Raw genomic sequence first — 23,545 nt, forward strand, 5'->3', positions numbered from 1 at the left:
GATATAGGTATGGGAAAGAAACTCGATAAGAAGGCCAAGGCGGGCAAGAGCATCAAGAAGCTCCGCAAGCTCGAAGGCAAGCTGTGGACTCGCGAGTACCTGCTCAAGATTGCCGAGTTCGATGGAGCGACGATTGCTCCTGCCAACGGCGCAGCAGCGCGTGCCGACGCCATGGGCACGCTTGCCGGCGAGCATCACAAGCTGCTGACCAGCGAGAAGTCCGTTGAGCTCGTACGCTCGTTAGCGCGCGAGACCGTCGCCGGCGGCAAAATCGACGACCCTCAGCTGCTCGACGAGATCCGTGTGCTCGGCCGCGATCAACGTGAGGCCAGTGCCATCCCCACCGAAGAAGCCGAGGCCTGGACCAGGCTCACCTGCGAGGCGGACGCCGTGTGGCACAAGGCCAAGGCAGCCAACGACTGGGCGAGCTTTGAGACCTATGTGGATAGAATCGTCGCCCAACTTAAGCATCAGGCCGAGCTCATGGACCCCAAGCGCGATCCATACGACGTTTGGCTCGACCAGTACGAGCGCGGCCTTTCCGCCAAGAGCTTCGACGCGTTTTGCGACGAGGTCAAGGCCACGGTCGTGCCGCTCGTGCACGCCATCGGCGAGCGCGGCCAGCAGCCGGCTGCCGACTTTTTGCACGCCCACGTGCCCGAGGCTGCCCAGCGCGCCATGAGCTTCGACCTTATGAAGCTTGTCGGCCTGGACCTGGACGACACCGCGCTTGCCTTTACCGAGCATCCGTTTAGCGAGGGCTTTGCCGTGGGCGATGCGCGCATCGCGACGCACATCTACGAGGACGACTGCATCTCCAACGTCTACAGCATCATCCACGAGGCGGGGCACACCATGTACGAGCTGGGCGTCAATCCCGCCTATGCGCGCACGTGCCTGGAGGGCGGCACCTCCATGGGCATCCACGAGAGCCAGAGCCGCTTTTTCGAGAACACCGTGGGTCGCAGCCGCGCCTTTATGGGCCCGCTGCTCGAGGTGCTGCGTCGTCACGCGCCCGAGGTCTACGGCGACGTCGACGAAGACACGCTCTACCGCGCCGTGAACATCGCGCAGCCGTCGTTGATCCGCACCGAGGCCGACGAGCTCACCTATCCGCTGCATATTATGGTGCGCTACCAGATCGAGCGCATGCTGTTTGCCGGCGAGGCTACGGCCAAGGACATCCCCGCGCTTTGGAATCGCTTTATGGACGAGTACCTGGGCATTCCAGTTCCCGACGACACGCACGGCTGCCTGCAGGATACGCATTGGAGCGGCGGTTCGTTTGGCTACTTCCCCACGTATGCGCTGGGTAGCGCCTACGATGCCATGTTTGTGCCGGCCATGTGCCGCGACGGCGTCGACCTTACCGGTGCCTGCGCGAGCGGCGACTTGGCACCCGTCCGCGCGTGGCTGGGCGAGCACATTTGGCAGTGGGGCCGCGCCAAGGACGCGCCGGTACTCATCAAGGGTGCCTGCGGCATGGATTTTGACGCCCGCTACTACTGCAGCTACCTGCAGGACAAGTTCACCACGCTGTACGAGCTGTAAGGATTGACCAGCACGCCATCGCCAACGCCAACCATGTTGACGCCAATGTCTTGGCAACGTCAGCGAAAACGACCCTAAGCGAGCAAGGTGACGTGAAATGAAAGGGCGCTGACCTTCTGGTCGCGCCCTTGAAATTGAACGTCAGATTGCCGCTTAGGGGCGTTTGCAGCGTCGAGCAGTTACGCGGTTTGGTAAAGCCGCGTAACTACAGAGCCTCGAGTGCGTTGGCGATGCGCTTCATGGCGGCATCGGCGGATGCTTGGTCGGGCGCCTCGGCCAGCACGCGGATAACCGACTCGGTTCCGCTCTTGCGCACGAGCACGCGGCCCTCGCCTGCCAGCGCAGCCTCGGCCTCGGCGATGGCGTTCTGCACGCCCATGTTCTCGAGCGCGGCGTCCTTGTCCGCCACGCGCACGGCCACCCGCGCCTGCGGTAGCAGCTTGCACGGAGCCGTGAGCTGCGAGAGCGTCTCGCGCTCGGCGCGGATCACTTCCATCACGCGCAGCGAGGTCATAATGCCGTCGCCCGTGCGCTCGATATCGCCAAAGATCGTATGGCCCGTCTGCTCGCCGCCTAGGCTGTAACCGCCCTCGCGCATCTTGGCATACACGTGACGGTCGCCCACACCGCTGGTCACGGCACTTAGGCCGGCAAGCTCCAACGACTTGATCAGGCCAAAGTTGCTGGCAATCGTCGGAACCACGGTACCGCCCGAAAGGCGACCGTGCTTGTTCAGGTACACGCCGCACACGTACAGGATCTGGTCGCCATCGACCACGCGGCCGCGCTCGTCCACGGCCAGGCAGCGGTCGGCATCGCCGTCATAGGCAAAGCCCACGTCCAAGCCCTGCTCCACCACGTGGCGCTGCAGACGCTCCATATGCGTGGAGCCGCAGTCGACGTTGATGTTAAAACCATCAGGCGCGGCATTGATCACGCGCACGTCGGCGCCCAGCGCGTCGAACACCGGCTTGGCCACCGAGGACGCCGAGCCGTTGGCGCAGTCGATGCCGATCTTGACGCCCTGCAGCGAAAAGTTCGCGCTGGCGATGAGCGAGGCAATGTAGCGGTTGCGGCCCTGCATGTAGTCCACCGTGGCGCCGATGTGGTTGCCCGTGGCCAGCGGCACCTCGCTCTTGCCATCGACGTAGTCCTCGATGAGCTCCAGTACGTCCTCGTCCATCTTAAAACCGTCGCTATTGACGAGCTTAATGCCGTTATCGCAAAACGGGTTGTGGCTCGCACTGATCATGATGCCGCAATCGAAGCAGCCTTCCACGGTCTGATGTGCTACGCCCGGCGTGGGGATCACGTGCAGCATATAGGCGTCCGCACCGCTCGCGACCAGGCCACTCACCAGCGCCGCCTCGAACATATAACTCGAGCGACGCGTGTCCTTACCCACGATGACGCGCGCCTTGCGCTCGCGGTTGGCGCCGTAATACCAGCCCACAAAACGGCCAATCTTATAAGCGTGCTCTACCGTCAGCCCAACGTTAGCCTCACCGCGAAAGCCGTCGGTGCCAAAGTACTTCATGCGCTCTCCTTACAAAATAGGGGCGAACAGATTGCCTGTCCGCCCCAAAATGGTACTCGATTATCTGCGCTACCAGAAAAACCCTACGCCGACGCGCTGTCGCGAGCCGCCTGGCATGTAGGAGTCTGACGCAGCGTAAGCGGCTTGTCCCCCGCCTCGGCTGACGTGGTCAGCGTATATGTGATCGTCGTCGTCTCGCCAGCATGCAGGTCAACGGTGCCCGAATAGAAGGGGATTCCATGCCACGTAGCGGCGCCAAGACCAAACTGGGTGCCCTCGACGGTCAGATCAGTAATGTTGCCGCCCGTCGGGGCAAACAACGAGACATTCAGACGCTCGTCGTCGCGCGCGGCATCGGGCGCGCTCGCCGCGACGTAGTCGGGCAGCTTGCCGGCCTCCTCCTGCGTCATGATGTTCGTCAGGGTAACGGTGATGCGATACGAGCATGTGCCGTCACCGTTCTTGATGCCCTGGCCAATCTGCGTATCGGCATTCAGGTACCAGTCGAGCTTGGAGAAGCTCAGGTTGTTAAAGTAGACACCAGCAACGGGATCTTCACTCGGGTCATCCGGATCGGGCAGCGAGGCGTCGATGTTCATCTCCTTGATAGCGTTCTGCTCGTCATCGTTTTTCATCCACGCGATCAGGCGGCCCTCTTCGGCACCGCGCTCAACGGCGCTGACAAGCTTCGTAACATCGACATCGCCGATACCGCCAAGGATCTTGTCGAAGGCAGCGCTGGCGACGGATGCAAAGATGCCGTCCGACTCCTCGACCGGATAGTTCCAGTACACATCGTGCATGAGGACCTTTGCGGCGTTGGTGCCGTCGACAACCGTTCCGTCGGGCAGCGACACGTTACCGACCAGGCCCAGCAGATACTGCAGGAACACCGGGTCGATACCCACGACGCCGTCAACGTCCTGGCCATATTGAGATTTCCACAGGGCTGCGACACGCTGCGAGTTGCGGGGCCAATCAGGCGAATAGGTATTGCCCGAGTTGTACAGGTTACTGTGGTTGCCGAACAGCGCCTCATCCTCTTCGTCGACGCTCTCGACTGCCTCATCCTCGCTGAGTCCAATGCGGGGAACAAACTCGCCAATCGACATCTGGCCGTCGGTGACCGAAATCAGGCCCTGCGAACCGCCAAAGCCGCCGCAGGCACGAATCTCGACGTTGTTCATGGCGTACACAAGGTAGTTGCGCGTCTGGCCGTTGGCGCCGAGCATCTGCGGAAGGACGGGGGCGACCTTCTCCGCCGCGTCAACCGCGCCGTTGAGGGTGGCAAAGCCGTCCTTGGCCTTATCGACCAGCTCGGTTACCTGGGAAATATGAGTATCGCCAATGCCCTGGATCTTCTCGTTGGCGCTCTTGAACACCTTCGAGCTGCTGGAAAGCGAATCGGCGACCGCCTGCAGCGCGGACACGTTAATCATGCCGTCCTGAAACAGCTTGCCGGGCGTGGCCTGCGAAAGGTTATCGGCCATGGGAACCAGCGCATTGCTCGAGACATCGGACAGGGCGTCGATCATGGTGCGGGCCGCATTGATGTCGCTGCCATACACCGGGATAAACGAAGCCGCCGTCCACAGCGGGCTCGAGGTCTCCGCCTTCATGCTGTCGCAAAGCTCATCAATCTTCTTCGCGTCGTCAGGCAGCGTCGAAAAATCGCCCGACGTGACCTTGTCCTTAAGGCCACCGACAATCTCGACGGCCTCCTTCGCTTCACTCTTTACGGTCTTTGCCGAGTTAAGCAGCATAAAGCCGCTTGCGCCAAGCGCAACGAGAAGCACCGCGACTACAGCGGCAATAATGGCGCCGGTGTGACGCTTTTTGCGTTCGCCCTTGCGATGGCGATGACGGACCAGACCGTCAGAGGTCGAACTCGACGAAGCGTCGCTACCGTAGTTCAAGCCAAAATCGTAATAATCTTCCTTGGAACCCGAGCCCGCAAACTCGGCACCGCTATCATCCAGGCGGGCGAACGTGCCAGTCTCGGAGGCACCGGTGTAAATCGTGCCAAGGTTACCCGTAAGCCCCGCGCCACCGGCAGAGGGAGTATTGTTGGCGGCCTTGCCGGCATTAACGTTGCCGGCGGCATTTGCGGCGTTGGCAGCACCTGCGTTGTTCGCAGGTACCGAAGGAGCCCCGCTCGGCTGCGACGCGGAGGTTGCACCGCCCGCAAAGACATTCCCTCTTGCACGGCCGGTCTTTTTCGCCTTTTGAGACTGCTCGTACAGAGCGGTAAACATCGCCGTCTCGCCCGGGGACACGCGCTTACCGGAACCGCCCTGTCCAGCGCCGCCCGGCGTGCCGGCCTTACCAGCCCCGTTCGGACGCGGCGGAACTGCAGGACGGCCGTTATCGCTGCCCTTAAAGTGATTACCAGCCATAAAGAAATCCTCGCAATTGAGTCGCAATGAAAAAATCCATAACGTTACTAGTTTATGGCATTTTGAGCATCGACAGCTAAACTCCAGACACGGACGTCAATTGGCGAAAATGCGGCACAACACCTTTTCTGTCTTGGCGGCGGCGCCAGCTACACCGTGAGGAACATCATCACGATGATCATGGCAAAGCCGATAAGGTCGGTCGGCAAAAACACCGTGCCCAGCATAACGGCGCTGGTGATGGTCGCCGAAACCGGCTCCACAGTTCCGATGAGGCTCGCACGCACCGAGCCGATGTCCTTAACGCCCTGCATATAGAGCATGTAAGCAAAAAACGAGCCGATAACCACGAATACCGCGAGCGCCTCGACGCCGGCAGCGTCGAGTGCCGGCATATGCGCCCAAGGCTGCACGAAGACGCACGAGACCACGCCCGCCGTGAGCATTGCCGAGCCCGTGACGATGGGGCTGCCGTATTCGGGCAGGATCTTGGCGGGAATCACCGCCATACACGTGGCGCTGACCGCACACATAAGGCCTGCGACCAGGCCAAGCGGCGATATGCTCAGACTGGTAGGGTCGCCGCCGGTAGCGATTAAAAAGGTGCCGCCCAGGGCCAACCCAATGCCAACGGCCTCACGCACGCGAGGCATGCGATGGTCGATCACGCAGGTGTAGCCCATAATGATGACCAGTTGCAGGCATTGGAGCACCGTCGCGGTTCCGGCATTGGTCAGGCGCACGGCCGAAAGATAACAAAACTGGTTGAACAGCAGACCAAAGGCGGTAAAGAGCAGCAGCTGCTTGCGATCGGCGGGTGTGGTCCAGAGCTTAATCAGGCGCTCGCGGTCGCGCGTAACAACCACGGCCATAAAGAGTAGACCGGCGAGAATCTGACGCACGCTCATAAGCCACAAGGTGTCGACGTGGTAGGTATCGAACAGAAAGCTCGCGCTGGTGCCCGAGAAGCCCCAAAACGAACCGCCCACCAGCGTAGCCAAGACGCCCGTGATCATCTTGCGCGTCGAAGCGCTGTTCAGGCGCTCGCGCCAAGCGCGGCGGGTGCTACGGCTGAGCTCATCGGTGCCCTCGGGCACATCAATGTTCGATATATCGGTCATCGGCACCGAAGCCCCTGCGCCTTCGACCTGCTCGACACGCTCTTTGCTCATTCCATTCCCTCGAAGCAGCCTGGAAACAATTCGGCTTACCTTACCACGGCGAAGGCACCAGCTGGAGGCTTGTCCGCTTATCGGTAGGACAATTCCGCAGACGTCTTTCCATAGCTCGATACCGCAATGGCCTTGCATTATGCGACAGTCAAATCGCGGCAGCAGGCTCTTTTGAAATGGATATGACAAAGCCCCCGAATTCCACAATGTAAGCGATTTTTAAAAATGTTCTTGCCACCGAGTTCAGGCTCCGTTATATTATCCCTTGCGCGCTTGCGCACCCTTGATCGGGCGTTTAGCTCAGGGGGAGAGCGCTTCCCTGACACGGAAGAGGTCAGAAGTTCAAATCTTCTAACGCCCACCAAATGTTCGCAGCTCAGAGGCTATGTACTCTGGGCTGTTTTGTTTTTTGTCGCTAAATCCGCTGGCAGTTCCAACCGTCATCGCAACGTAACAACAATTCACCTGACGAATGGCAGCCAAATATATTCAATACCCCAACATCAACAATAGCCAGGCACAAAACTGCGCCGCAAGCTGCTCCAACCGCCCAACTGGTCAAAAGCCGACCATCTACTTGCCAATTTATCTAACGGCGTAACCAAGCAGTCCGCGCCGCAACTTCTCAACAAAACGCCGCGATGTCTGCGCCCTGCGGTATCCTTGAGCCACTCGCACCTGCAGCACCAAGGAGCCGCCATGCGCACCGAGCTCGATGTCCCCTTTTCGCACAAAGAAGAAGCCAAAGCGCTGGGCGCCAAATGGGACCGGACCAAGAAGATCTGGTATGTACCCAGCGGCGTCAACCCCGAGCCCTTTGCCGAGTGGCTGCCCGGTGTTGACCGATCCGACCCCTCAGCGCCGTATATATATCTAGTACTGGGCAAGCGCGAGTGCTGGAAGTGTCACAAAGAGACCTCGGTCGCGGCCTTCGGCATTCCCTATCGAACCGATAACGACGAGAGCATCGCCATCGCGCACGCGCCCAACGAAGCCGGGCACATTGCCATCGACACGGCCAACGCCAACGCACTCGCCATCGTGCCCGCTCTTGGCTGCGTGCCGGGCGAGATCCGCGACTACCTTCATAAGCGCTGCGGCTACAAGCCCGTAGGCGCGCGAGCCTCCAAAGCCCCGTCGCTCGGCAACACGTGCACCATTTGCGACGCGCTGCAAGGCAGCCGCTATCTGTTCGAGGAGCCCTCGTCCCCGTTTGCCCTCACTGCCATCAACAAGCTGCCGGCACTGGAGTTTGTACGCGTCGAAGTTGCCGGCGTCTTTGGCGTCCCGGCCACGCGCACCGACTTTGACCAGGCGCTCTTTACCTGGGCACGCGACCATCACGCCAAGTTCCACAAGCAGCTCGGTGAGGGGATTTATTTATAGGGACAGAGATGCCTTCACAGCCAGCTCCTCCGCATCACCTATCCCTCGTCGCCGGCGTCGTACACGATATCGAGGCCACAAACAGGGCATTTCTCCTGATACACCGGCATATGAACGCCTGTCCGTTTTCTCACTTCGTCGCTAAGTCTGTCGCACGCATCGATGAACCGAATGTCGAGGCACGGTATTTGCGAGCCGCAGCAAGGACAGGCGACGACAAACGACCCGCAATCAACTTCTACGCTCGGAAACATTTTGTTGTCTATAAGGGCGCACGGCAGTTTTCCGTACTTCCCCATCGCAATATCGCCTCGCCAGCTCACGTTCGCTCCCCTCTCGCTATACAAATCAGGAAGAGCATGCACCGGCAGGCGTGTGCGAGATTGCATCGCCACGCGATCCGATCAAACAGCACGATCGTAAAAGACCGCCAAAGCCAAATTTCATCGTCGGTCGCACCCTGTCCGGCAAACTCAATATCGACGGGTATGTGCTTCAGATAACTCATGTCGGGCGCAAAACGAGGGTCCGGTCCGCCTTTATGAACAGGACCGTGCAGAACAAACCATCCGTTTTCGGGCTCGAACCGCTCAACAAACGCAAGGCCGAGCACCTTATAGCCCACCTCGGTTGCAAATATGACTCCGACTGGGACGTCACATTCCATGCAGTTGAGCATTTTACGGTTGTAATTCTGGTCTCGAAAACCAACGGTACCCGGCGCTTGAACCGAGTACTTAATGACCCACGTACCATCGTCCAAATAGAGCGGAGGCACATTGTTGATGCTCTCGGTTTGCCGCTGGCGCGCTTGTACCCCGCTACCCCACTCCCCTGTATACTGATGTAGCACGTGTTTCATCCGGGCTTGTTGGACCGGATTGTTCATGGGAGGGTCTTATGGCTGCTTCGAATCCGCCTAAGGGGAGCGTTTCTTCTTCGTCCATCAAGCCGGTTACGCGCAAGGCCGTGCGTTGCCAGCGCGAGGTCGCCTGGCTTGTCACACAGGCGGCGGGCAAACTCGTGGCGAACACGGAAGACGTCAATGCGCCCACACCGAGCTTTGTGCTGGCAGCGGCGCTGGATCGAGTACGCCAGCTGGAACTCGCCGCACAAGAAGACAGCGGCCATCTTGGCTACCAAGACGCTATGGCGCCCGACCTGTTGACCTTTTGTCGCATGACCAAGTTGCCCGCCGCACCCAATGCGCTTTCGGACGCAGGCTACATGTTTACGCTTTCGGGCGCGGACCTTATCCGCGATATCTACGCATACTGCAGCGAGCTCGCCGAGCGCCACGTCTTTGGCACGGCTGAAGTCAAACCGGGAAATGTCATCAAGCTGGTTCTCAGGCTGTTCCTGATGGACGGGTTCGGGGCCATGCCGGCGTAAGCCGAGTCTTTAGCATCACCGTCGACTGGGCAACAACCGCTTTACCTTAGTGGGCGCCAATCGAGGGTCGATTATTGGGTCGCCTCGTCCACTAACGCATTTATTCCACGCGCTCTGACAGTCTATATTTGCGGTTGCGGCTTGTCGACGGCGCCGTCGGCTCAAGCTCACCCTGCTCAATGAGCGCATTGACGCGTGCCCTAACCTGGGAAACCGTGAGTCCCGTGCGCTCCGCCAGTTCGCGCGTCCCCAATTCGCCGTAGCGCTTGAGTGCCGTCATAATCAAGTCCCCGCCATGATCGACCGGCTCGATCTTTGGACGGTAAAGTACGACCTTGAACCGATCGAACCCCGGGCAGAACAGGGGCTCGGCCAGACCATGCGCGCGCATGGCATCGATCATCATCGGGATGCCCGAGCCATTGCCCTCAGCCGGCGAACCTGCGCCATCCGGCAGCGGGACAATCGACATGAGTTTCACGAGCGTCGCGTTACGGCATCGGGAGCTGCCGTCAAACAAGTTCTCGCGAGTCTTCCCCCCGTAAAGGCCGCCAGGATTCGTCACCTCGACACGATCGTCAAAGACGTCGACGGCAATCGATTGTCCACAGAACCGATCCCCGTATTCTCGATGGATTACGGCGTTGGCGATTGCCTCGCGCAGAACCTCCTCGGGAATCTCCAGCGAGTCGACACGCGAGACGCCTTGGACGGTCGAGGTTCGCCGCAAATTCTTGGCGACGGCCGCGACAGCATCCGAGATCATCTCGCCCAACGTTCCCTCACAGATTGTGCGGTCCATAAACCTTAGTGGCCCCGCAGCTCCCTTTTGAGTTCCCACGTGGACAGCCACATCAATGAAGAGCTTGGGATAGAACTGCTGAGGGTAAACGCCCGCGGCAAGGAGGCCGGCCTTGGTAACATTGCCCTGGAAGTCGAGGAAATTCAGACGCTCCATCTTTGTCTTCTTGTCCGCCGCACCGCGCATCGCTCGAGGCGTCAACGAATAGGCACGCTCTATCGTGCGGTCGACCAGCGACTCGTCGAGATCGCCCACACTCGTGCCGGGCACCGCATCGCGATCGCTAGGACTCGTCCGTTCATATGACGACAGTGCCAAAACCTCGGTCGACGAAAGCGGGACATCTTTGTCATCGATGCGTTTGTAGCTGCCACCTTGAGCGCCCCGCTCCATGACATAGCAAGGCTTGCTCGACGGGTCAAGCTCCTCAATCGCGATGACTAGAACCACGGTGCCCTGGAGCTCCACGCGCTCAATGGTGTATTTGGGCGGATTGGCCAGCTTTCCGCGACCGCCAGCATCGCCCATGCCCGCCACGAATTGGTTGAGCACTTTCTCGGTCTCAAAGTTTGCAACTGGGACAAAACCCGCGCGCTCGCTCACTCCGAGTACGATGATGCCGCCGGCGGTGTTTGCGAAAGCGCTGACCGTTTCCCATACGTCGCGGGAAAGCGTCGTGGCGCTCTCCTTGACCTCAACGTTAAGATCGTCCGAGCCCATGCGCCTTAAAGACTCGAGCAGACCGGTCAGTTCGTTTTCGTTCATCTGCACGTCCTTTCGCTCGGTTCTGCGAAGAATGCCGCGAATAGATTTCCTTCGTCTCTCAGTTATCTCTCGTAATTATCTCTCATCTTTCTGTTATCTCTCATATTAGAGAGGAGTGAGAGATGAAAGATAAGATGTCTGTCATCTGTTTCATTTAAACATGTTTTCGCTGGTAAAACAATCTATATTGAGACAATACCATGGTTGTCTGTCTCTTTGCAGCATTGTTATCTCTCATATTTATCTCTCATCTTTCTGTTATCTCTCGTATTAGAGACGAATGAGATATGAGAGATGTGCGGGCGGCGGATGAGCGTGGATTTTGGACGGTCGGGAAATGAGGGTGGATATTTGGACGGTTTTTGGGCGTTTTGAGGCTGATTCCGTCCGAAAATCCACTCTCATTCGATAGGCGTCCAAGTTTCCACGCTCGTGCGGTGAACGCGCGGGGCCTTTGTCCAATCCGCTGGCATCGTCTTCAGTTCGTCGCAGAGCCGCGGCCCCATATGGGTATACTCTCGGAGATTCGACTCGATTCGCCCCCGTTGGGGCGTCAAAGGAGACTGCATATGTCCACTACCTCAACCGACCCGCGCGCCGCTGCTGCCGCGCTGCTGGTGCCCGGCGCCACCTGCCACGGCTTTGCCGTCGAGCGCTGCGAGACCGTTCCCGAGCTTGACTCGGACGCCTACGTGCTGCGCCACACCGCCTCGGGCGCTCGTCTGCTGTACCTGGCGTGCGATGACGAAAACAAGGCCTTTGCCATTGGCTTTAAGACGCCGCCGGCCGATTCCACCGGCGTGTTCCATATTCTTGAGCACTCGGTGCTGTGCGGATCGGCCAAGTTTCCCGTCAAGGAGCCGTTTGTCGACCTGATCAAGAGCTCCATGCAGACGTTCCTCAACGCCATGACCTACCCCGACAAGACCATCTACCCCGTTGCCACTACCAACGAGCAGGACCTGTACAACTTGATGGACGTGTACCTAGACGCGGTGTTCAACCCGGCCATCTATACCAAGCCCACCATTTTTGAGCAGGAGGGCTGGCACTACGAACTGGATCTGCCGAAGGGCGCCGAGGGCGAGGGCGGCGACAGCTCCGCGAGCCTGCGCGAGGGCACGCTGCGCTATAACGGCGTGGTGTTCAACGAGATGAAGGGCGCACTGTCCGATCCCATGAGCGTGCTGGACGACGCCGTCAACGCCGCGCTCTATCCCGACACCGCCTATGCGCACGAGAGCGGCGGCGACCCGCGCGCGATTCCCGCGCTCACCTACGAGCAGTTCCTGGATACGCACGCGCGCCACTACAACCCCTCCAACTCCTACATCACGCTCTATGGAGACCTGGATGTGGACCGCGCGCTGGCGTTTTTGGGCGAGCGTTATCTGTCGCAGCCGAGCGCCGCGAGCCGCCGCATGGACGCCGCCGTTGCCGCCGGCGAGGACCCGTCCGCGCTGGCACCCAATCCGCTAGACGTGCAGGAGCCTGTGACCTGCGAGTATAAGCGCGTCGAGATGGCCACTACGCCCGAGAACGCCCTGGTGGGCCTGGGCCTTGTTCTGGGCAGCGCGCTCGACCGCAAGCGCACGATCGCGGCGGACATCCTGTTCGAGGCGCTGCTGGGCTCCAACGAAGCGCCGGTTAAGAAGGCCATTCTGGCCGCCGGCCTGGGCGGCAACGTAGTGAGCTACACCGCGGCCGAGAGCCTGCAGCCCTACGAGCTCATCATGCTGCAAAACGCGCAGCCCGGCGTGGCGCGCGAGCTGCGCTGCGTGTTCCAGGACGCCTGTCGCGACCTGTGCGAGCACGGCGTTCCGCGCGAGCGCCTGGAAGCCATCATCAGCAGCAACGAGTACGATCTGCGCCAGCGCGACTACGGCATCGCCGACGGCGTGGCCATTGCGTGCGACGCGCTGAGCACCTGGCTCTACGATGACGACGCCGCGACGCTGGCACTCAAGTACGGCCCGGTGTACGAGGAGCTGCGTAGCGAGCTGGACGGCAGCTATTTTGAGGACCTGCTGCGCGAGCTGGTGCTGCAGAACGATCACATGGCACTGGTCGAGCTGGTGCCGGTGGACGCCGACGAGGGTTCGGAGGGTGCCGAGGCCGCCGAGCTCACCGCCAAGCGCGACGCCATGACCGATGCCGAGCTGGCCGACGTGGTCGAGCGCACGGCCGCGCTGCGTGCCGCGCAGGAGGCAGAAGACACGCCCGAGGCCAAGGCCACGCTGCCGCGCCTGCGCGTGTCCGACATTGGCGAGGCGCGCCCCGAGCCGCCGCTGGTCGTAGACACGACCACGCCCATCCCCTGCCTGCGCCACGACATCCCCACCAACCGTTTGGCCTACGCCATGCAGTATTTCGACCTGAGCTGCGTCGCGTTTGAGGACCTGCCCTATGTGACACTGCTCTGCCGCCTGCTTAAGCAGCTGCCCACGCGCGAGCACTCGGCCGAGGAACTCGACAACTTGCTCGCTGGCAAGCTCGGCTTTTTGAGCTTTACGACCGAGGTCATGACCCAGCCCGACGTGGACGGCGTGCGCCCCTACCTGCTGGTGAGCGCCGGTGCCCTGTCCGAGAAAATCGATGCGCTGGCAAGCCTGCCGCGCGAGGTGTGGTCGAGCACGCTGTTGCTCGATGCCGACGCCGACCGCGTGCGCGACGTGCTCACGCAGATTCGCATTGGGCTTGAGCAGGGCTTTATCAACAACGGCCACTCGGCGGCGCTCGGTCGCGCGATGAGCTACAGCTCGCCTTCGGCCGTGGTGCGCGAGCAGCTTTCGGGCGTAGACTTCTACCTGTTCCTGCGCGATTTGCTCGAGCACTTTGACGAGCGCGTGAACGGGCTGCGTACCAAGCTTGCCGAGCTGGCGGAGCGTATCTTTGTGGCCGATGGCTGCATGGCGAGCTTTACCGGCAGCGACGAGGACTTTGACACGTACTGGGATGCCGCGGGCGACCTGGGGCTGGGTGCGGGCGACGGTGCCGGCCGCGACGCGCTCGCGGTGCCGGCGCCGTGCGACCGCCACGAGGCTTTCGTGATCCCCAGCGACATCTGCTTTGCCGCGCGTGCGTGCGATCCGCGTCGCTTGAGGCTTGACGTGACAGGCGCTTGGGCCGTGGCTGCCAACGCGCTCTCCTACGATTACCTGTGGAACGAGATTCGCGTGAAGGGCGGTGCATACGGCTGCGGATTCCGCGCAGCCGGCGAGCGCCAGACGGCGTTCTACACCTACCGCGACCCGGCGATCGACCCTTCGATTGAGCGCGTGGAGCGTGCAGGCGCATGGCTTGGCCGCTTTGAGCCCGACGAGGCCGCCTTTGAGGGCTTTATCGTGAGCTGCGTGAGCGGCATGGACGCGCCGGTGAAGCCCTATGCGCTCACCAAGCGCCGCAACACGACCTACCTGGCCGGGCTCGATCCGCATGCGCGCGAGGAGCGTCGCGCCCAGATGCTCGCCGCCACGCCCGGTGAGCTGCGCTCGCTCGGCACCGACGTAACGCGCATCGCAGCCGAGTCGCCCACCTGCGTCTTTGGCGGCCGAGACGTCATCGCCAAGAGCAACGCCGGCTTTAACGTAGTCGACCTGATGGGCTAACGCACAAAGGTAGATTTTTGGAACATGCTTGAAAATCTACCTTTTTCTGCGGCTTGAGTGGGGCGGCGCAGCCCACCGCGGCGGTTTGTCTCAATCTGCAACATCTAGACGGCAATATCGGCTCCAGATGTTACAAATCGAGACGTTTCCGGATGACGCCGGCCCTTTGTCTCAATCTGTAACATCTAAGTCCAATTTTGCCGAGTTACTGTTACAGATCGAGACAAACCGCCGCGAACACCCGCTCTTCGTCAAAACCACTACGAAGGTCTCCATGAACTGCCCCCTTGCGATGATTTGTGTGGTGGTTTGGGTGTTTGCCCAGATAAAACCTGCCAAAATAAACCTGTCCCTTTTTGGTAGGTTTGGGAGAGGAAGCCGGGATGGACAAGGCTGAGTTGCGGCGGGCGGTGATTGCTCGGCGCGATGCTCTTGATTTGGACTTGCGGGCGGCGAAGTCTGCTGTCATTTGCGCGCGGCTTGTTGAGCTGCTGGGCCGCTTGGATGCCGCGGCGCCGCACACCGTTGCCGTCTATGCCGCGATGGGTTCCGAGGTCGACCCTGCCGCGTTTGCCGCAGCTGTCGCCAAACGCGGCTGGCGCGTGGCCTATCCGTGCATGCTCTCGGCAGCCGAAGCCGCAGCTTGTGGCCAACGCATGTGCATGCGGGCAGTTGCTGCCGGCGACGCGGACGCGGCCCCGTTTATCGGCCACCCTACGCGGGCCTTCGCAGCCACGGACATCGACAGCGGCCGCTTCCCTATCGTGCCTGCCGAAGCACTCGACATGATTGTTGTGCCGCTCGTGGCCTTCGATCAAACCGGCGCGCGCCTGGGCTACGGCGGCGGTTGCTACGACCGCTACCTGCCCATGCTCTCACCCGCATGCCAAATCATCGGCATCGCCTTTGACGAGCAGCGTGTCGACCACGTTCCCACCGACGTCCACGACCTGCCGCTACCCCACATCATCAGCGCCTAACGGCTGGCACGCTGCACCCCACAAAAATGAGCGTGGAAAATTTCCCACTTTGGGCCTGTTCGGGGGCAAAAAACGGGAGATTATCCACGCTCATTATTCAAACGTCCGATAATCCACGCTCGTGTGTCCGAAAATCCACGCTCAACCAAATCGCGTCTAAATTCCCACGCTCATCCGTCCGGATTTCCACGCTCGTGCAGCCTAACGCCCTGCCACCGCCTCAGCATGCACGCGGCACGCCGGCAACCTTGAGCTTGCGATCGAGCTTTGTCGGGTCCCTTAGATCATCCCAGCACAAGCGCACAATCTTACAGTTATCGAGCAGCGAAAGCCTCGACTCGCGCTGGCGCTCATCAAATTGCGCCTTTGCAAGCTTGCCCTCCTCCGCCGCCTTCTCGCTTTTAACGAATCCGTCGAACTCCCCAATAATCAACCGGTCACCCACGCGCCACAAATAGTCAACGCGATACGGCCTTCCCGGCTCAACCGGATCGAACAGCTCAACTTGCAGCTCCGGAACCTGCCAGCCTCGTTCGATCATCAGCGCCCGCGCCTTGGACTCGCCGCCGCTTTCCGACAGGCCGTCGGCACACCGTGCAACCCTGCGCGCCGTCACAACACCGCGGCGATTCAAGCCGAGCTTGTTAACTGCCTCAATGAGATGTTCCTTCGACAAAAGCTGCTCATGGAGCGCCGAGTCCGCAATGATCAGCCCTTCGACAAACGATGCATCGACCAGGCAATCCGCAATCGTTTGATCGATAACGGTCACGGCAATATCCATCTCGCTGGCCCGTGTCCGATAAGCATACCGATGGCGAACGACTTGAGAGCCTGGCGTCGTCGATTGCGCCGGCATCGCGGCGATATGGATGTGCGTCAAATTGGCATGCGAAACCGAAAGACCATAGACAACGGCCGCCGTATAGGAGCAAAACGTCCAGTCGGGGTGCTTTTGCGCAAGCGCCCGCACCCGATGCAGATAACGCTGCCGAAACTTGAGCTCGGACCAGTATTTCGGACGCGCATACAGTCCCGGCATGACCACTTCGAGACTTCCCGCCGCCACCCGCCGCTCAATCTGCTTTGCCTCCGCCGTCGTGCGCGCGTACACGCAGCTCATCTGCTGCTCGCACGCTTTAATGTGGCCTGTAAGTCTTTGATTCGCCGTCGCGTTTGCCATGTCGCCTCCCAACTCTTGGAACGGCGCCAACGTACCAGACGGTTTCATGCGAAGTCTGACCAAATGCTGTCCAGCAGCTGACCAAATGCTTGACGGTTTTGGATGTTTTAGGCAAATGCTCCATATCTGCAGGTAGAGCGGTTGTCCAGAGGTCCCTGTCTCCACATTTTGAGCCTCAAAAGCCACCGACTTCATTGAAAGAAAATATGCCGTGGATCAAAACTACCTAGTTTGCGATGTAGTCCGCATGTACTCAACGCGTGATGATGCCGACGGTACGGCAGCTGCAAAAAATGAGCGTGGAAAATCTCCCGCTTTGAGACCCCTTGTGAGCCAAAAACGGGAGATTATCCACGCTCACGTTGCAAACGTCCGATTATCCACGCTCGTGTGTCCGGATTTCCACGCTCATCACGCAGCAGACACGGCAGCGGTCACGGCAACATATACGGCAACCGCCACAGCCATAGCAGCTGCCACCGCCGCAGCCACAGCCACGACAGCGGCCTAGTGCTCCTCGCCGGCGCGGGCCAGGTCGTAGGGCGTGGTCTGGTAGACGTAGTAGTTGAGCCAGTTGGTGTAGAGCAGCTGAGCTTGGCTACGCCAGACGTTGTGCGGCTCGGCGGTGGGGTCGTCGCCCGGGAAGTAATGCGCCGGCACCTGAGGGTTGAGCCCGCGCTTCACGTCGCGCTCGTACTCCAGACGCAACGTGTCGGTATCGTACTCCGGATGGCCAAAGACAAAAAAGCGACGGCTGTCGGTCGACTTGACGATGTACAGGCCTACCTCGTCGGACACGGCCACGACCTCAAGCTGCGGCTCGGCCTCCACGTCCTCGCGGCGCACATCGGTGTTGCGCGAATGCACGGCATAGAAACGATCGTCAAAGCCGCGGACCAGCGGGCTTTGCGGCTTCACCAGATAATGCTCAAATACGCCGCTCGCCTTTGCCGGCAGGTCGTACTTCTGGATACCGTAATGATGGTAGAGCCCCGCCTGCGCGCCCCAACAAATGTGAAGCGTGGAGTGCACGTGCGTGGTGGACCAATCCATGATCTGGCAGAGCTCGGGCCAGTAGTCGACCTCCTCGAACGGCATCTGCTCCACGGGCGCGCCCGTGATAATCAGGCCGTCGTAGTGGATGTCGCGGATGTCGTCGAACGTGCGGTAGAACGTCTCCAGGTGACCGGCGCTCACGTGTGTGGCCTCGTGCGTCTTGGTACGCAGCAGGTCCACCTCCACCTGCAGCGGCGTGTTGGAGAGCTTGCGCATGATCTGCGTCTCGGTGGCGATTTTGGTGGGCATGAGGTTGAGGATGAGCACGCGCAGCGGACGGATGTCCTGGTGCAGTGCGCGGTACTCGGTCATGACAAAGATGTTCTCGCTCTCGAGCTGCGCGGCAGCAGGGAGGGCGTCGGGAATGCGAATGGGCATGGATGCTCCTTACGAGTCAGTTGCAGTTATGGTACAACGAGCGGCCCCATCCGCGCGAGCACATCGCCCGGCGATGTCACCAGCGGCCCAAATCACTCCAAAAGTAGAGATTAAAGCATGTCCCAAAAATCTACGACGCTTTAGCCTAGCAAAGTGACGGCAGGAGGCTACAATGGTTCGACGCGAAAAACTCGGCCGAAAGGATACATATATGTACCAGACGCGTAAGATCGGTGTGGTCGGCCAGGGCCACGTAGGAGCACATGTCGCCAACAGCCTGCTCATGCAGGGCATTGCCGATGAGCTGTACCTGTGCGATATCAACGAGGCCAAGGTGACGTCCGAGGTCCAGGACCTGCGCGACTCCCTTTCGTTTGTCCCGTACAACACCAAGATCGTCAACTGCTACGACCACTACGAGGAGCTGGCCTGCTGCGACGTCATCGTCAACGCCGCCGGCAAGGTCGCGCTGGCCGCCGGTAACCGCGACGGCGAGCTGTTCTTTACCACCGACGCCGCGCGCACCTTTGCCAAGCGCATTGTCGACGCCGGCTTCGACGGCATCTTCGTGAGCATCTCCAACCCCTGCGACGTCGTGTGCACCGAGCTGTGGCACCTGACCGGCTACGATCCCAAGAAGATCATCGGCTCGGGCTGCGGCCTAGATTCGGCCCGCCTGCGCACCGAGATCTCCAAGAAGGTCGGCGTGAGCCCCAAGTCCATCGACGCCTACATGATCGGCGAGCACGGCTTTAGCCAGCTTGCCGCCTTTAAGGCCGCGACCATCGCCGGCAAGAGCCTTAACGAGCTTCAGGCCGAGAATCCCGACAAGTACGCCTTCGACCACATGGAGGTCGAGGAGCTCGCACGCAAGGGCGGCTACGTAACCTACCAGGGCAAGCAGTGCACCGAGTACGCCGTCGCCAACTCCGCCGCGCGCGTCTGTGCCGCCGTGCTGCACAACGAGCACGCCGTGCTTTCGGCCTCTACGCTTATGACCGGCCAGTATGGCGAGGAGGGCATCTTCACCTCCCTGCCGTGCGTGATCGGCGCCGAGGGCGTCGAGGAGGTCTACACGCTCGACCTTTCCGAGCACGAGCTCGAGGGCTTCCACAAGAGCTGCCAGCACATCCGCGACAACATCGCCCAGCTCGACTGGTGGGATGCCGAGGCCTACGACGCCAAGTAAGCGTCGGTTGCCGCGACACCTCGCGAATCTAAGCGCGATACCAAGCGGGCCGCGCCGGAAATCCCCGGCTCGGCCCGCTTTTTTGACTCGCGCTGCGCCCTTGCGAATCGAAGGTGAATGGTTTTCCCGTTACTTAGTACTGCTCGATGCCCATGTAGCGACGAACCTCGGGGCTGTGGTCGAACACCTTGCCGCGGGCGGCGCGCAGCTCGCAGCTCATCGCGTAGAAGAAGATCGGCTCCAAGAACGAACGCACGCTGGCGGGCACGTCGCCCAGGCCGTACTCGAGCGCATCGAGTACCATGACCGTATCGGTGTGCGTGTTGAGGAACGCAAGTGCGCGCTCCTCCATGGGGCGGCACTCACCCGATCCGAGCTGCACAAAGTAGAACACGCCGGGCTCGGTGGCCTCGAAGGGACCGTGGAAGTACTCGCCGGAATGGATGTAGCAGCAGTGCTGCCACTGCATCTCCATGAGCGAGCAGATGGCCATGGCGTAGGTCTGGCTAAAGTTGGGGCCCGAGCCCAGGATGTAGAAGAACTTGTGCTTCTGGCAGAGCTCGGCAAAGCGATCGCCCAGCTCGGCGTTGACCTTCTCGCGGGCGGCGGGCAGCAGCGCGTCCATCTGCTTAAGGCCGGCGTACATGTCGGCGAGCGCCTCGTAACCCTCCTGCTGGTGGAGCAGTTCGGCGGCGATCAGAGCGCCGATGCCCTGCGGCACCTCGGCCTGCGACACGCCCTCGCCCCAAGGGTAGACCCAGGTGGTCCACTTGCCGTTATCAATCTTGGAGCCCTCGCAGTCGGTCATGGCCACGACCTCGGCACCGGCTGCCAGCGCCATCTCGCAACCGTCGACGACCTCCTGCGTATTGCCGCTGTGGCTGCAGGCGATGACGAGTGACTTCTCGCCAAGACTCTTGGGGGCCATCAGGCAAAACTCGCGCGCCGTGTAAACCGTCGAGGTAAACGTGGTCGCCTCGCGCTTGAGCAGCTCGTTGGCCGGCATCAGGTCGATCATCGAACCGCCGCAGGCAATCCAAAAAACGTTCTCAATCTTGCCCTTGCGCTCGATAATTTCCTGAACCAGATCATGTGCGTTCATCCTGATGTTCCTCCTTGTGGGGCGGCTTTGAGCGACGACAGCTCGTACCTGCGGTCGTTCTATGTTGTCCTATTTATAGCACGCAAGCTGTCGCAGGTGAAGTCATTGCGGCAAATTTGTTCCATATTGTTCTATTCGTGGATGTTAGATGTCGAACACGTAGCGCGAGCCCACGATCTTTTGGCGCCCGAGCAGCAGGGGGCGCTCGTCTGCATCGGTAAAGTACGCCTCCATATAAAAGAGCGGCTCGCCGACCGGCACCTCCAGCAGCGGGGCCGCCTGAGCATCGGCAAGCGCAATCTCCACGGTGCAGGGATCGGACTTGAGCGGCGCGCGGCCCGAATGCTCTGCAACGAGCGCAAAGATCGAGTTATCGGCGAGGTCTTTATCGGCAAGCGTCTGCAGGTAGGGATGGTCGGCGAGCACAAAGGCGTTGTTCTCGAGCATGACGGGCACGCCGTCGGCCGTGCGCACGCGCTCGACCACGATAAGCTCACAGCCGGGTTCCACCCCAAAAAACGCCGCATCCTCGTGCGTCGCTGCGACCACCGTGCGCGACACCAGACGCGCACCCGGCACCATGTCGTTGGCAGCACAACCCTCGGTAAAGCTCTGGACGTCACCCTTCTGGCGAATCTTGCGCTTGAGCTTGGGAGCGCACACAAAGGTACCCCTCCCCTGCTGGCGGCTGAGATACCCCGCACGCGACAGCTCCTCGATGGCGCGGCGCACGGTGATGCGTCCCACGCCGTAGGACTTCGCGAGCTCCATCTCGGAAGGAATACGCGAGCCGGCCGCGTACACGCCGCGCGCGATCTCGCCCTTTAGGTCGTCCATAACCTGCTGGTACAGCGGCACGGCGGACACCTCGGCGCGCTCGGAACGTTCGGTCTTGCTATCGGCTGCCATCATTACGCTCCATCCCGTGCATGCTCGGACTCAAACTCTTCAATCGCCGCCATAAACTGCTCGCCAAAGGCGTCGGCCTTTTTCTCGCCAATGCCGTTGACCCGGATCAGCTCCTCGCGCGTTTGAGGGCGCAGGCGGCACAGGCCGCGCAGAGCCTTGTCGGAAAAGACCATATACGGCGCCATCTCCAGCTCGGTCGAGATCTCCTTGCGCAAGGCACGCAGGCGCTCGAACAGCTCGGCATCGTCGCCCACGCGCGGGCGCTGATCCAGCTCGGCCTCCTCGCGCAGCAGATCCACCGCGCGGCGGGCGCGGGCCGAGGCCTTGCGCTTGGACGCGCGACGCTTAACGGTAAAGGCGAACGCCTCGTCCTCGACCTCGCCGGCACGCGGGCCCAGCCCCACGACCGGGTACTGCCCCTGCGAGGTGGCCAAATAACCGCGGCCGCACAGCTGCCCGATGATGTCCTTGATGCGCCCGACCGATTCGCTCGACAGCTCACCGTAGCCGCGGTCCTCGTCCAGATGCATCTGGCGAATGCGCTCGGTGTTGCCGCCGTGGAGCACGTCGGCGATCAGCGACTTGCCAAAACGCATGGGACGCGTGGCCACATAGCGCACGGCAGCGCGGGCCATATCGGTGACGTCCTCGACCTCGAACTGCGTGAGGCAGTTGCTGCAGTTGCCGCAGCCCTCGGCTTCGTCCGTGGCGGTGGCGCCCGCACCAGCCGCAGCAGCATGCTCGGCCGCGGCCTCGTCGCCAAAGTAGCGCAGCATATATTCGCGCAGGCAGCCGGTGGTATTGCAGTAGCCCTCCATCTGGCTGAGCAGACGATATCGATTTTGGAGCGCCCACGCGCGTTGCTCGTCGTCGAGCGCCTCGTCGGCCGCATCGCCGCGGTCGATTAAAAAGCGGCGCATGCGAAAATCGTTGCCGTTCCACAGTAAGTGGCAGCTGGCCGGATCGCCATCGCGGCCGGCGCGGCCCGCCTCCTGGTAGTAGGCCTCGATGCTCTCGGGCACATTGTTGTGGATCACGTAGCGCACGTTGGGCTTGTCGATGCCCATGCCAAAGGCGTTGGTGGCAACCATCACCTGAAGATCGTCGTCAATAAAGGCACGCTGGCTTTGGCGGCGGGCGTCATTGCCCATGCCGGCATGGTAGCGGCCAACGCGAATGCCGCTGGGGCCCAGCGCCTCGGCAAGCTCGCCTGCCAGCGCATCGACCGTCTTGCGGGTCGAGCAATACACGATGCCGCTCTCGCCCGAATGCGCAATCACATAGTCGCGCACCCACGCTGCCTTGGCCTTGTCGCCCATCTCCTCGCAGCCAAAGTAGAGGTTCTTGCGATCGAAGCCCGTCACCACCGTCGCGGGATTTTGCAGGCCGAGCATCTGCTGAATGTCCGCGCGCACACGCTCAGTCGCCGTAGCGGTAAAGGCCGCCACGATGGGGCGCTGCGGCAGGGAATCGATGAACTCACGAATCTGCAGGTAGGCGGGACGGAAATCCTGGCCCCATTGGCTCACGCAGTGGGCCTCGTCAATGGCCACGAGCGGCACGCCAATGCCGCCGTCCGCCGCGGCCTCCTGCGCAAAGGCCAAAAAGCGTGGCTCGAGCAAGCGCTCGGGCGCCACGTACATAAGCTGGTAGCGGCCCTCGCGCGCCCGCTTGAGCACGGTGTTTTGCTGGGCCGGAGTAAGGCTGGAGTTGAGATAACTGGGGCGCGCACCCGCCGCGAGCAGCGCGCGGGTCTGGTCCTCCATAAGCGACAGCAACGGACTCACCACAAAGGTGATGCCGGGAAGCATGAGCGCGGGCACCTGGTAGCAAATGGACTTGCCGGCACCCGTGGGCATAACGCCCAGCGCATCGCGGCCGGCAAGAATCGCATCGACCATGCGGTCCTGTCCCGGGCGAAACGAGGTGTAGCCAAAATAGGCGCCGAGCGTGTCGAGCGCCATCTGCTGCATGCTATCGGTCATGGTTTCCTAACGTCCAAGTCATCTGCCGCCGATTATACGCCGCCACACGGACCAGCGCCGCACGGCGGCCAGCCACGACATGGGTAGTCATTGGGGACGTTCTTGAATGACTAGTCGTTTAAGAACGTCCATTACAGTCGAAATTGTCAGCCCG

Annotated in this window: 16 protein-coding genes and 1 tRNA gene; 7 read left to right on the forward strand and 10 right to left on the reverse strand. The window is 61.0% G+C overall.

Annotated elements, in window-relative coordinates; genetic code table 11:
• The first annotated feature begins 9 nt into the window (after positions 1–9).
• Positions 10–1,551 carry a carboxypeptidase M32 gene (locus DXD24_RS01765; protein WP_117645959.1) on the forward strand — a complete coding sequence of 514 codons (1,542 nt, stop codon included), beginning with the start codon at positions 10–12 and terminating at the stop codon, positions 1,549–1,551.
• A gap of 205 nt (positions 1,552–1,756) precedes the next feature.
• Here DXD24_RS01765 and glmM read toward each other — a convergent pair whose 3' ends face one another.
• The 3 genes from glmM to DXD24_RS01780 form a co-directional block, all read right to left on the reverse strand.
• Positions 1,757–3,088: a phosphoglucosamine mutase gene (glmM, locus tag DXD24_RS01770; protein WP_117563720.1), complete on the reverse strand. Its 1,332-nt coding sequence runs from the start codon at positions 3,086–3,088 to the stop codon at positions 1,757–1,759.
• Between the two features lie 83 nt (positions 3,089–3,171).
• A complete protein-coding gene (locus tag DXD24_RS01775) occupies positions 3,172–5,484 on the reverse strand; it encodes a DUF4012 domain-containing protein (RefSeq protein WP_117563721.1) in 2,313 nt (770 codons plus the stop codon).
• Between the two features lie 149 nt (positions 5,485–5,633).
• The gene (locus tag DXD24_RS01780; protein WP_172674587.1) at positions 5,634–6,656 is read right to left on the reverse strand and encodes a DMT family transporter; all 1,023 of its coding nucleotides are present in this window, start codon (positions 6,654–6,656) and stop codon (positions 5,634–5,636) included.
• A 289-nt stretch (positions 6,657–6,945) separates the two neighbouring features.
• On the opposite strand from DXD24_RS01780, the gene DXD24_RS01785 reads away from it, so the two are divergent.
• Together DXD24_RS01785 and DXD24_RS01790 are read left to right on the forward strand one after the other, a co-directional pair.
• A tRNA-Val gene (locus DXD24_RS01785) sits at positions 6,946–7,020 on the forward strand.
• Positions 7,021–7,355: 335 nt separating this feature from the next.
• A complete protein-coding gene (locus tag DXD24_RS01790) occupies positions 7,356–8,042 on the forward strand; it encodes a DUF5710 domain-containing protein (RefSeq protein ID WP_117563722.1) in 687 nt (228 codons plus the stop codon).
• A gap of 319 nt (positions 8,043–8,361) precedes the next feature.
• On the opposite strand, the gene DXD24_RS01800 is transcribed toward DXD24_RS01790, so the two are convergent.
• Positions 8,362–8,931 (reverse strand): hypothetical protein, encoded by a 570-nt coding sequence (locus DXD24_RS01800; protein WP_117645961.1) that lies wholly within the window; start codon positions 8,929–8,931, stop codon positions 8,362–8,364.
• An 11-nt stretch (positions 8,932–8,942) separates the two neighbouring features.
• Between DXD24_RS01800 and DXD24_RS01805 the strand changes: the two genes are divergently transcribed.
• Positions 8,943–9,434, forward strand: a complete 492-nt coding sequence (locus tag DXD24_RS01805) for a hypothetical protein (protein ID WP_117645963.1) — start codon at positions 8,943–8,945, stop codon at positions 9,432–9,434.
• Positions 9,435–9,534: 100 nt separating this feature from the next.
• On the opposite strand, the gene DXD24_RS01810 is transcribed toward DXD24_RS01805, so the two are convergent.
• Entirely contained in the window at positions 9,535–11,001 is a 1,467-nt protein-coding gene (locus DXD24_RS01810) for an ATP-binding protein (RefSeq protein ID WP_117645965.1), read from the reverse strand.
• Positions 11,002–11,570: 569 nt separating this feature from the next.
• On the opposite strand from DXD24_RS01810, the gene DXD24_RS01815 reads away from it, so the two are divergent.
• Complete coding sequence (locus DXD24_RS01815; protein ID WP_117645967.1) at positions 11,571–14,609, forward strand: insulinase family protein; 3,039 nt, start codon at positions 11,571–11,573, stop codon at positions 14,607–14,609.
• A gap of 383 nt (positions 14,610–14,992) precedes the next feature.
• Positions 14,993–15,589, forward strand: a complete 597-nt coding sequence (locus DXD24_RS01825; RefSeq protein ID WP_117563731.1) for a 5-formyltetrahydrofolate cyclo-ligase — start codon at positions 14,993–14,995, stop codon at positions 15,587–15,589.
• A 220-nt stretch (positions 15,590–15,809) separates the two neighbouring features.
• On the opposite strand, the gene DXD24_RS01830 is transcribed toward DXD24_RS01825, so the two are convergent.
• Both DXD24_RS01830 and metA read right to left on the reverse strand, forming a co-directional pair.
• Positions 15,810–16,772: a hypothetical protein gene (locus tag DXD24_RS01830; protein ID WP_117645970.1), complete on the reverse strand. Its 963-nt coding sequence runs from the start codon at positions 16,770–16,772 to the stop codon at positions 15,810–15,812.
• 507 nt (positions 16,773–17,279) lie between these two features.
• Positions 17,280–18,206, reverse strand: coding sequence for a homoserine O-succinyltransferase (gene metA, locus DXD24_RS01835; RefSeq protein ID WP_117563733.1), 927 nt, complete (start codon positions 18,204–18,206; stop codon positions 17,280–17,282).
• Positions 18,207–18,417: 211 nt separating this feature from the next.
• Between metA and DXD24_RS01840 the strand changes: the two genes are divergently transcribed.
• On the forward strand, positions 18,418–19,395 hold the full coding sequence (locus tag DXD24_RS01840) for an L-lactate dehydrogenase (RefSeq protein ID WP_117563734.1): 978 nt from the start codon (positions 18,418–18,420) through the stop codon (positions 19,393–19,395).
• Between the two features lie 133 nt (positions 19,396–19,528).
• Here DXD24_RS01840 and DXD24_RS01845 read toward each other — a convergent pair whose 3' ends face one another.
• The 3 genes from DXD24_RS01845 to DXD24_RS01855 form a co-directional block, all read right to left on the reverse strand.
• Entirely contained in the window at positions 19,529–20,497 is a 969-nt protein-coding gene (locus DXD24_RS01845; RefSeq protein WP_117563735.1) for an SIS domain-containing protein, read from the reverse strand.
• A 144-nt stretch (positions 20,498–20,641) separates the two neighbouring features.
• Positions 20,642–21,409 carry a GntR family transcriptional regulator gene (locus DXD24_RS01850; RefSeq protein ID WP_233502295.1) on the reverse strand — a complete coding sequence of 256 codons (768 nt, stop codon included), beginning with the start codon at positions 21,407–21,409 and terminating at the stop codon, positions 20,642–20,644.
• A complete protein-coding gene (locus DXD24_RS01855) occupies positions 21,409–23,391 on the reverse strand; it encodes an ATP-dependent DNA helicase RecQ (RefSeq protein ID WP_117563736.1) in 1,983 nt (660 codons plus the stop codon). Before DXD24_RS01855 ends, DXD24_RS01850 begins: the two co-directional genes overlap by 1 nt.
• Positions 23,392–23,545: the final 154 nt, after the last annotated feature.

Source organism: Collinsella sp. TF12-2AT, assembly GCF_003436735.1.
GTDB lineage: Bacteria > Actinomycetota > Coriobacteriia > Coriobacteriales > Coriobacteriaceae > Collinsella.

Bases quoted from the DNA above. Each gene is read 5' to 3' on its own strand.
- DXD24_RS01765 (WP_117645959.1), top strand. From the start codon at position 10: ATGGGAAAGAAACTCGATAAGAAGGCCAAGGCGGGCAAGAGCATCAAG.
- glmM (WP_117563720.1), bottom strand. From the start codon at position 3,088: ATGAAGTACTTTGGCACCGACGGCTTTCGCGGTGAGGCTAACGTTGGG.
- DXD24_RS01775 (WP_117563721.1), bottom strand. From the start codon at position 5,484: ATGGCTGGTAATCACTTTAAGGGCAGCGATAACGGCCGTCCTGCAGTT.
- DXD24_RS01780 (WP_172674587.1), bottom strand. From the start codon at position 6,656: ATGAGCAAAGAGCGTGTCGAGCAGGTCGAAGGCGCAGGGGCTTCGGTG.
- DXD24_RS01790 (WP_117563722.1), top strand. From the start codon at position 7,356: ATGCGCACCGAGCTCGATGTCCCCTTTTCGCACAAAGAAGAAGCCAAA.
- DXD24_RS01800 (WP_117645961.1), bottom strand. From the start codon at position 8,931: ATGAACAATCCGGTCCAACAAGCCCGGATGAAACACGTGCTACATCAG.
- DXD24_RS01805 (WP_117645963.1), top strand. From the start codon at position 8,943: ATGGCTGCTTCGAATCCGCCTAAGGGGAGCGTTTCTTCTTCGTCCATC.
- DXD24_RS01810 (WP_117645965.1), bottom strand. From the start codon at position 11,001: ATGAACGAAAACGAACTGACCGGTCTGCTCGAGTCTTTAAGGCGCATG.
- DXD24_RS01815 (WP_117645967.1), top strand. From the start codon at position 11,571: ATGTCCACTACCTCAACCGACCCGCGCGCCGCTGCTGCCGCGCTGCTG.
- DXD24_RS01825 (WP_117563731.1), top strand. From the start codon at position 14,993: ATGGACAAGGCTGAGTTGCGGCGGGCGGTGATTGCTCGGCGCGATGCT.
- DXD24_RS01830 (WP_117645970.1), bottom strand. From the start codon at position 16,772: ATGGCAAACGCGACGGCGAATCAAAGACTTACAGGCCACATTAAAGCG.
- metA (WP_117563733.1), bottom strand. From the start codon at position 18,206: ATGCCCATTCGCATTCCCGACGCCCTCCCTGCTGCCGCGCAGCTCGAG.
- DXD24_RS01840 (WP_117563734.1), top strand. From the start codon at position 18,418: ATGTACCAGACGCGTAAGATCGGTGTGGTCGGCCAGGGCCACGTAGGA.
- DXD24_RS01845 (WP_117563735.1), bottom strand. From the start codon at position 20,497: ATGAACGCACATGATCTGGTTCAGGAAATTATCGAGCGCAAGGGCAAG.
- DXD24_RS01850 (WP_233502295.1), bottom strand. From the start codon at position 21,409: ATGATGGCAGCCGATAGCAAGACCGAACGTTCCGAGCGCGCCGAGGTG.
- DXD24_RS01855 (WP_117563736.1), bottom strand. From the start codon at position 23,391: ATGACCGATAGCATGCAGCAGATGGCGCTCGACACGCTCGGCGCCTAT.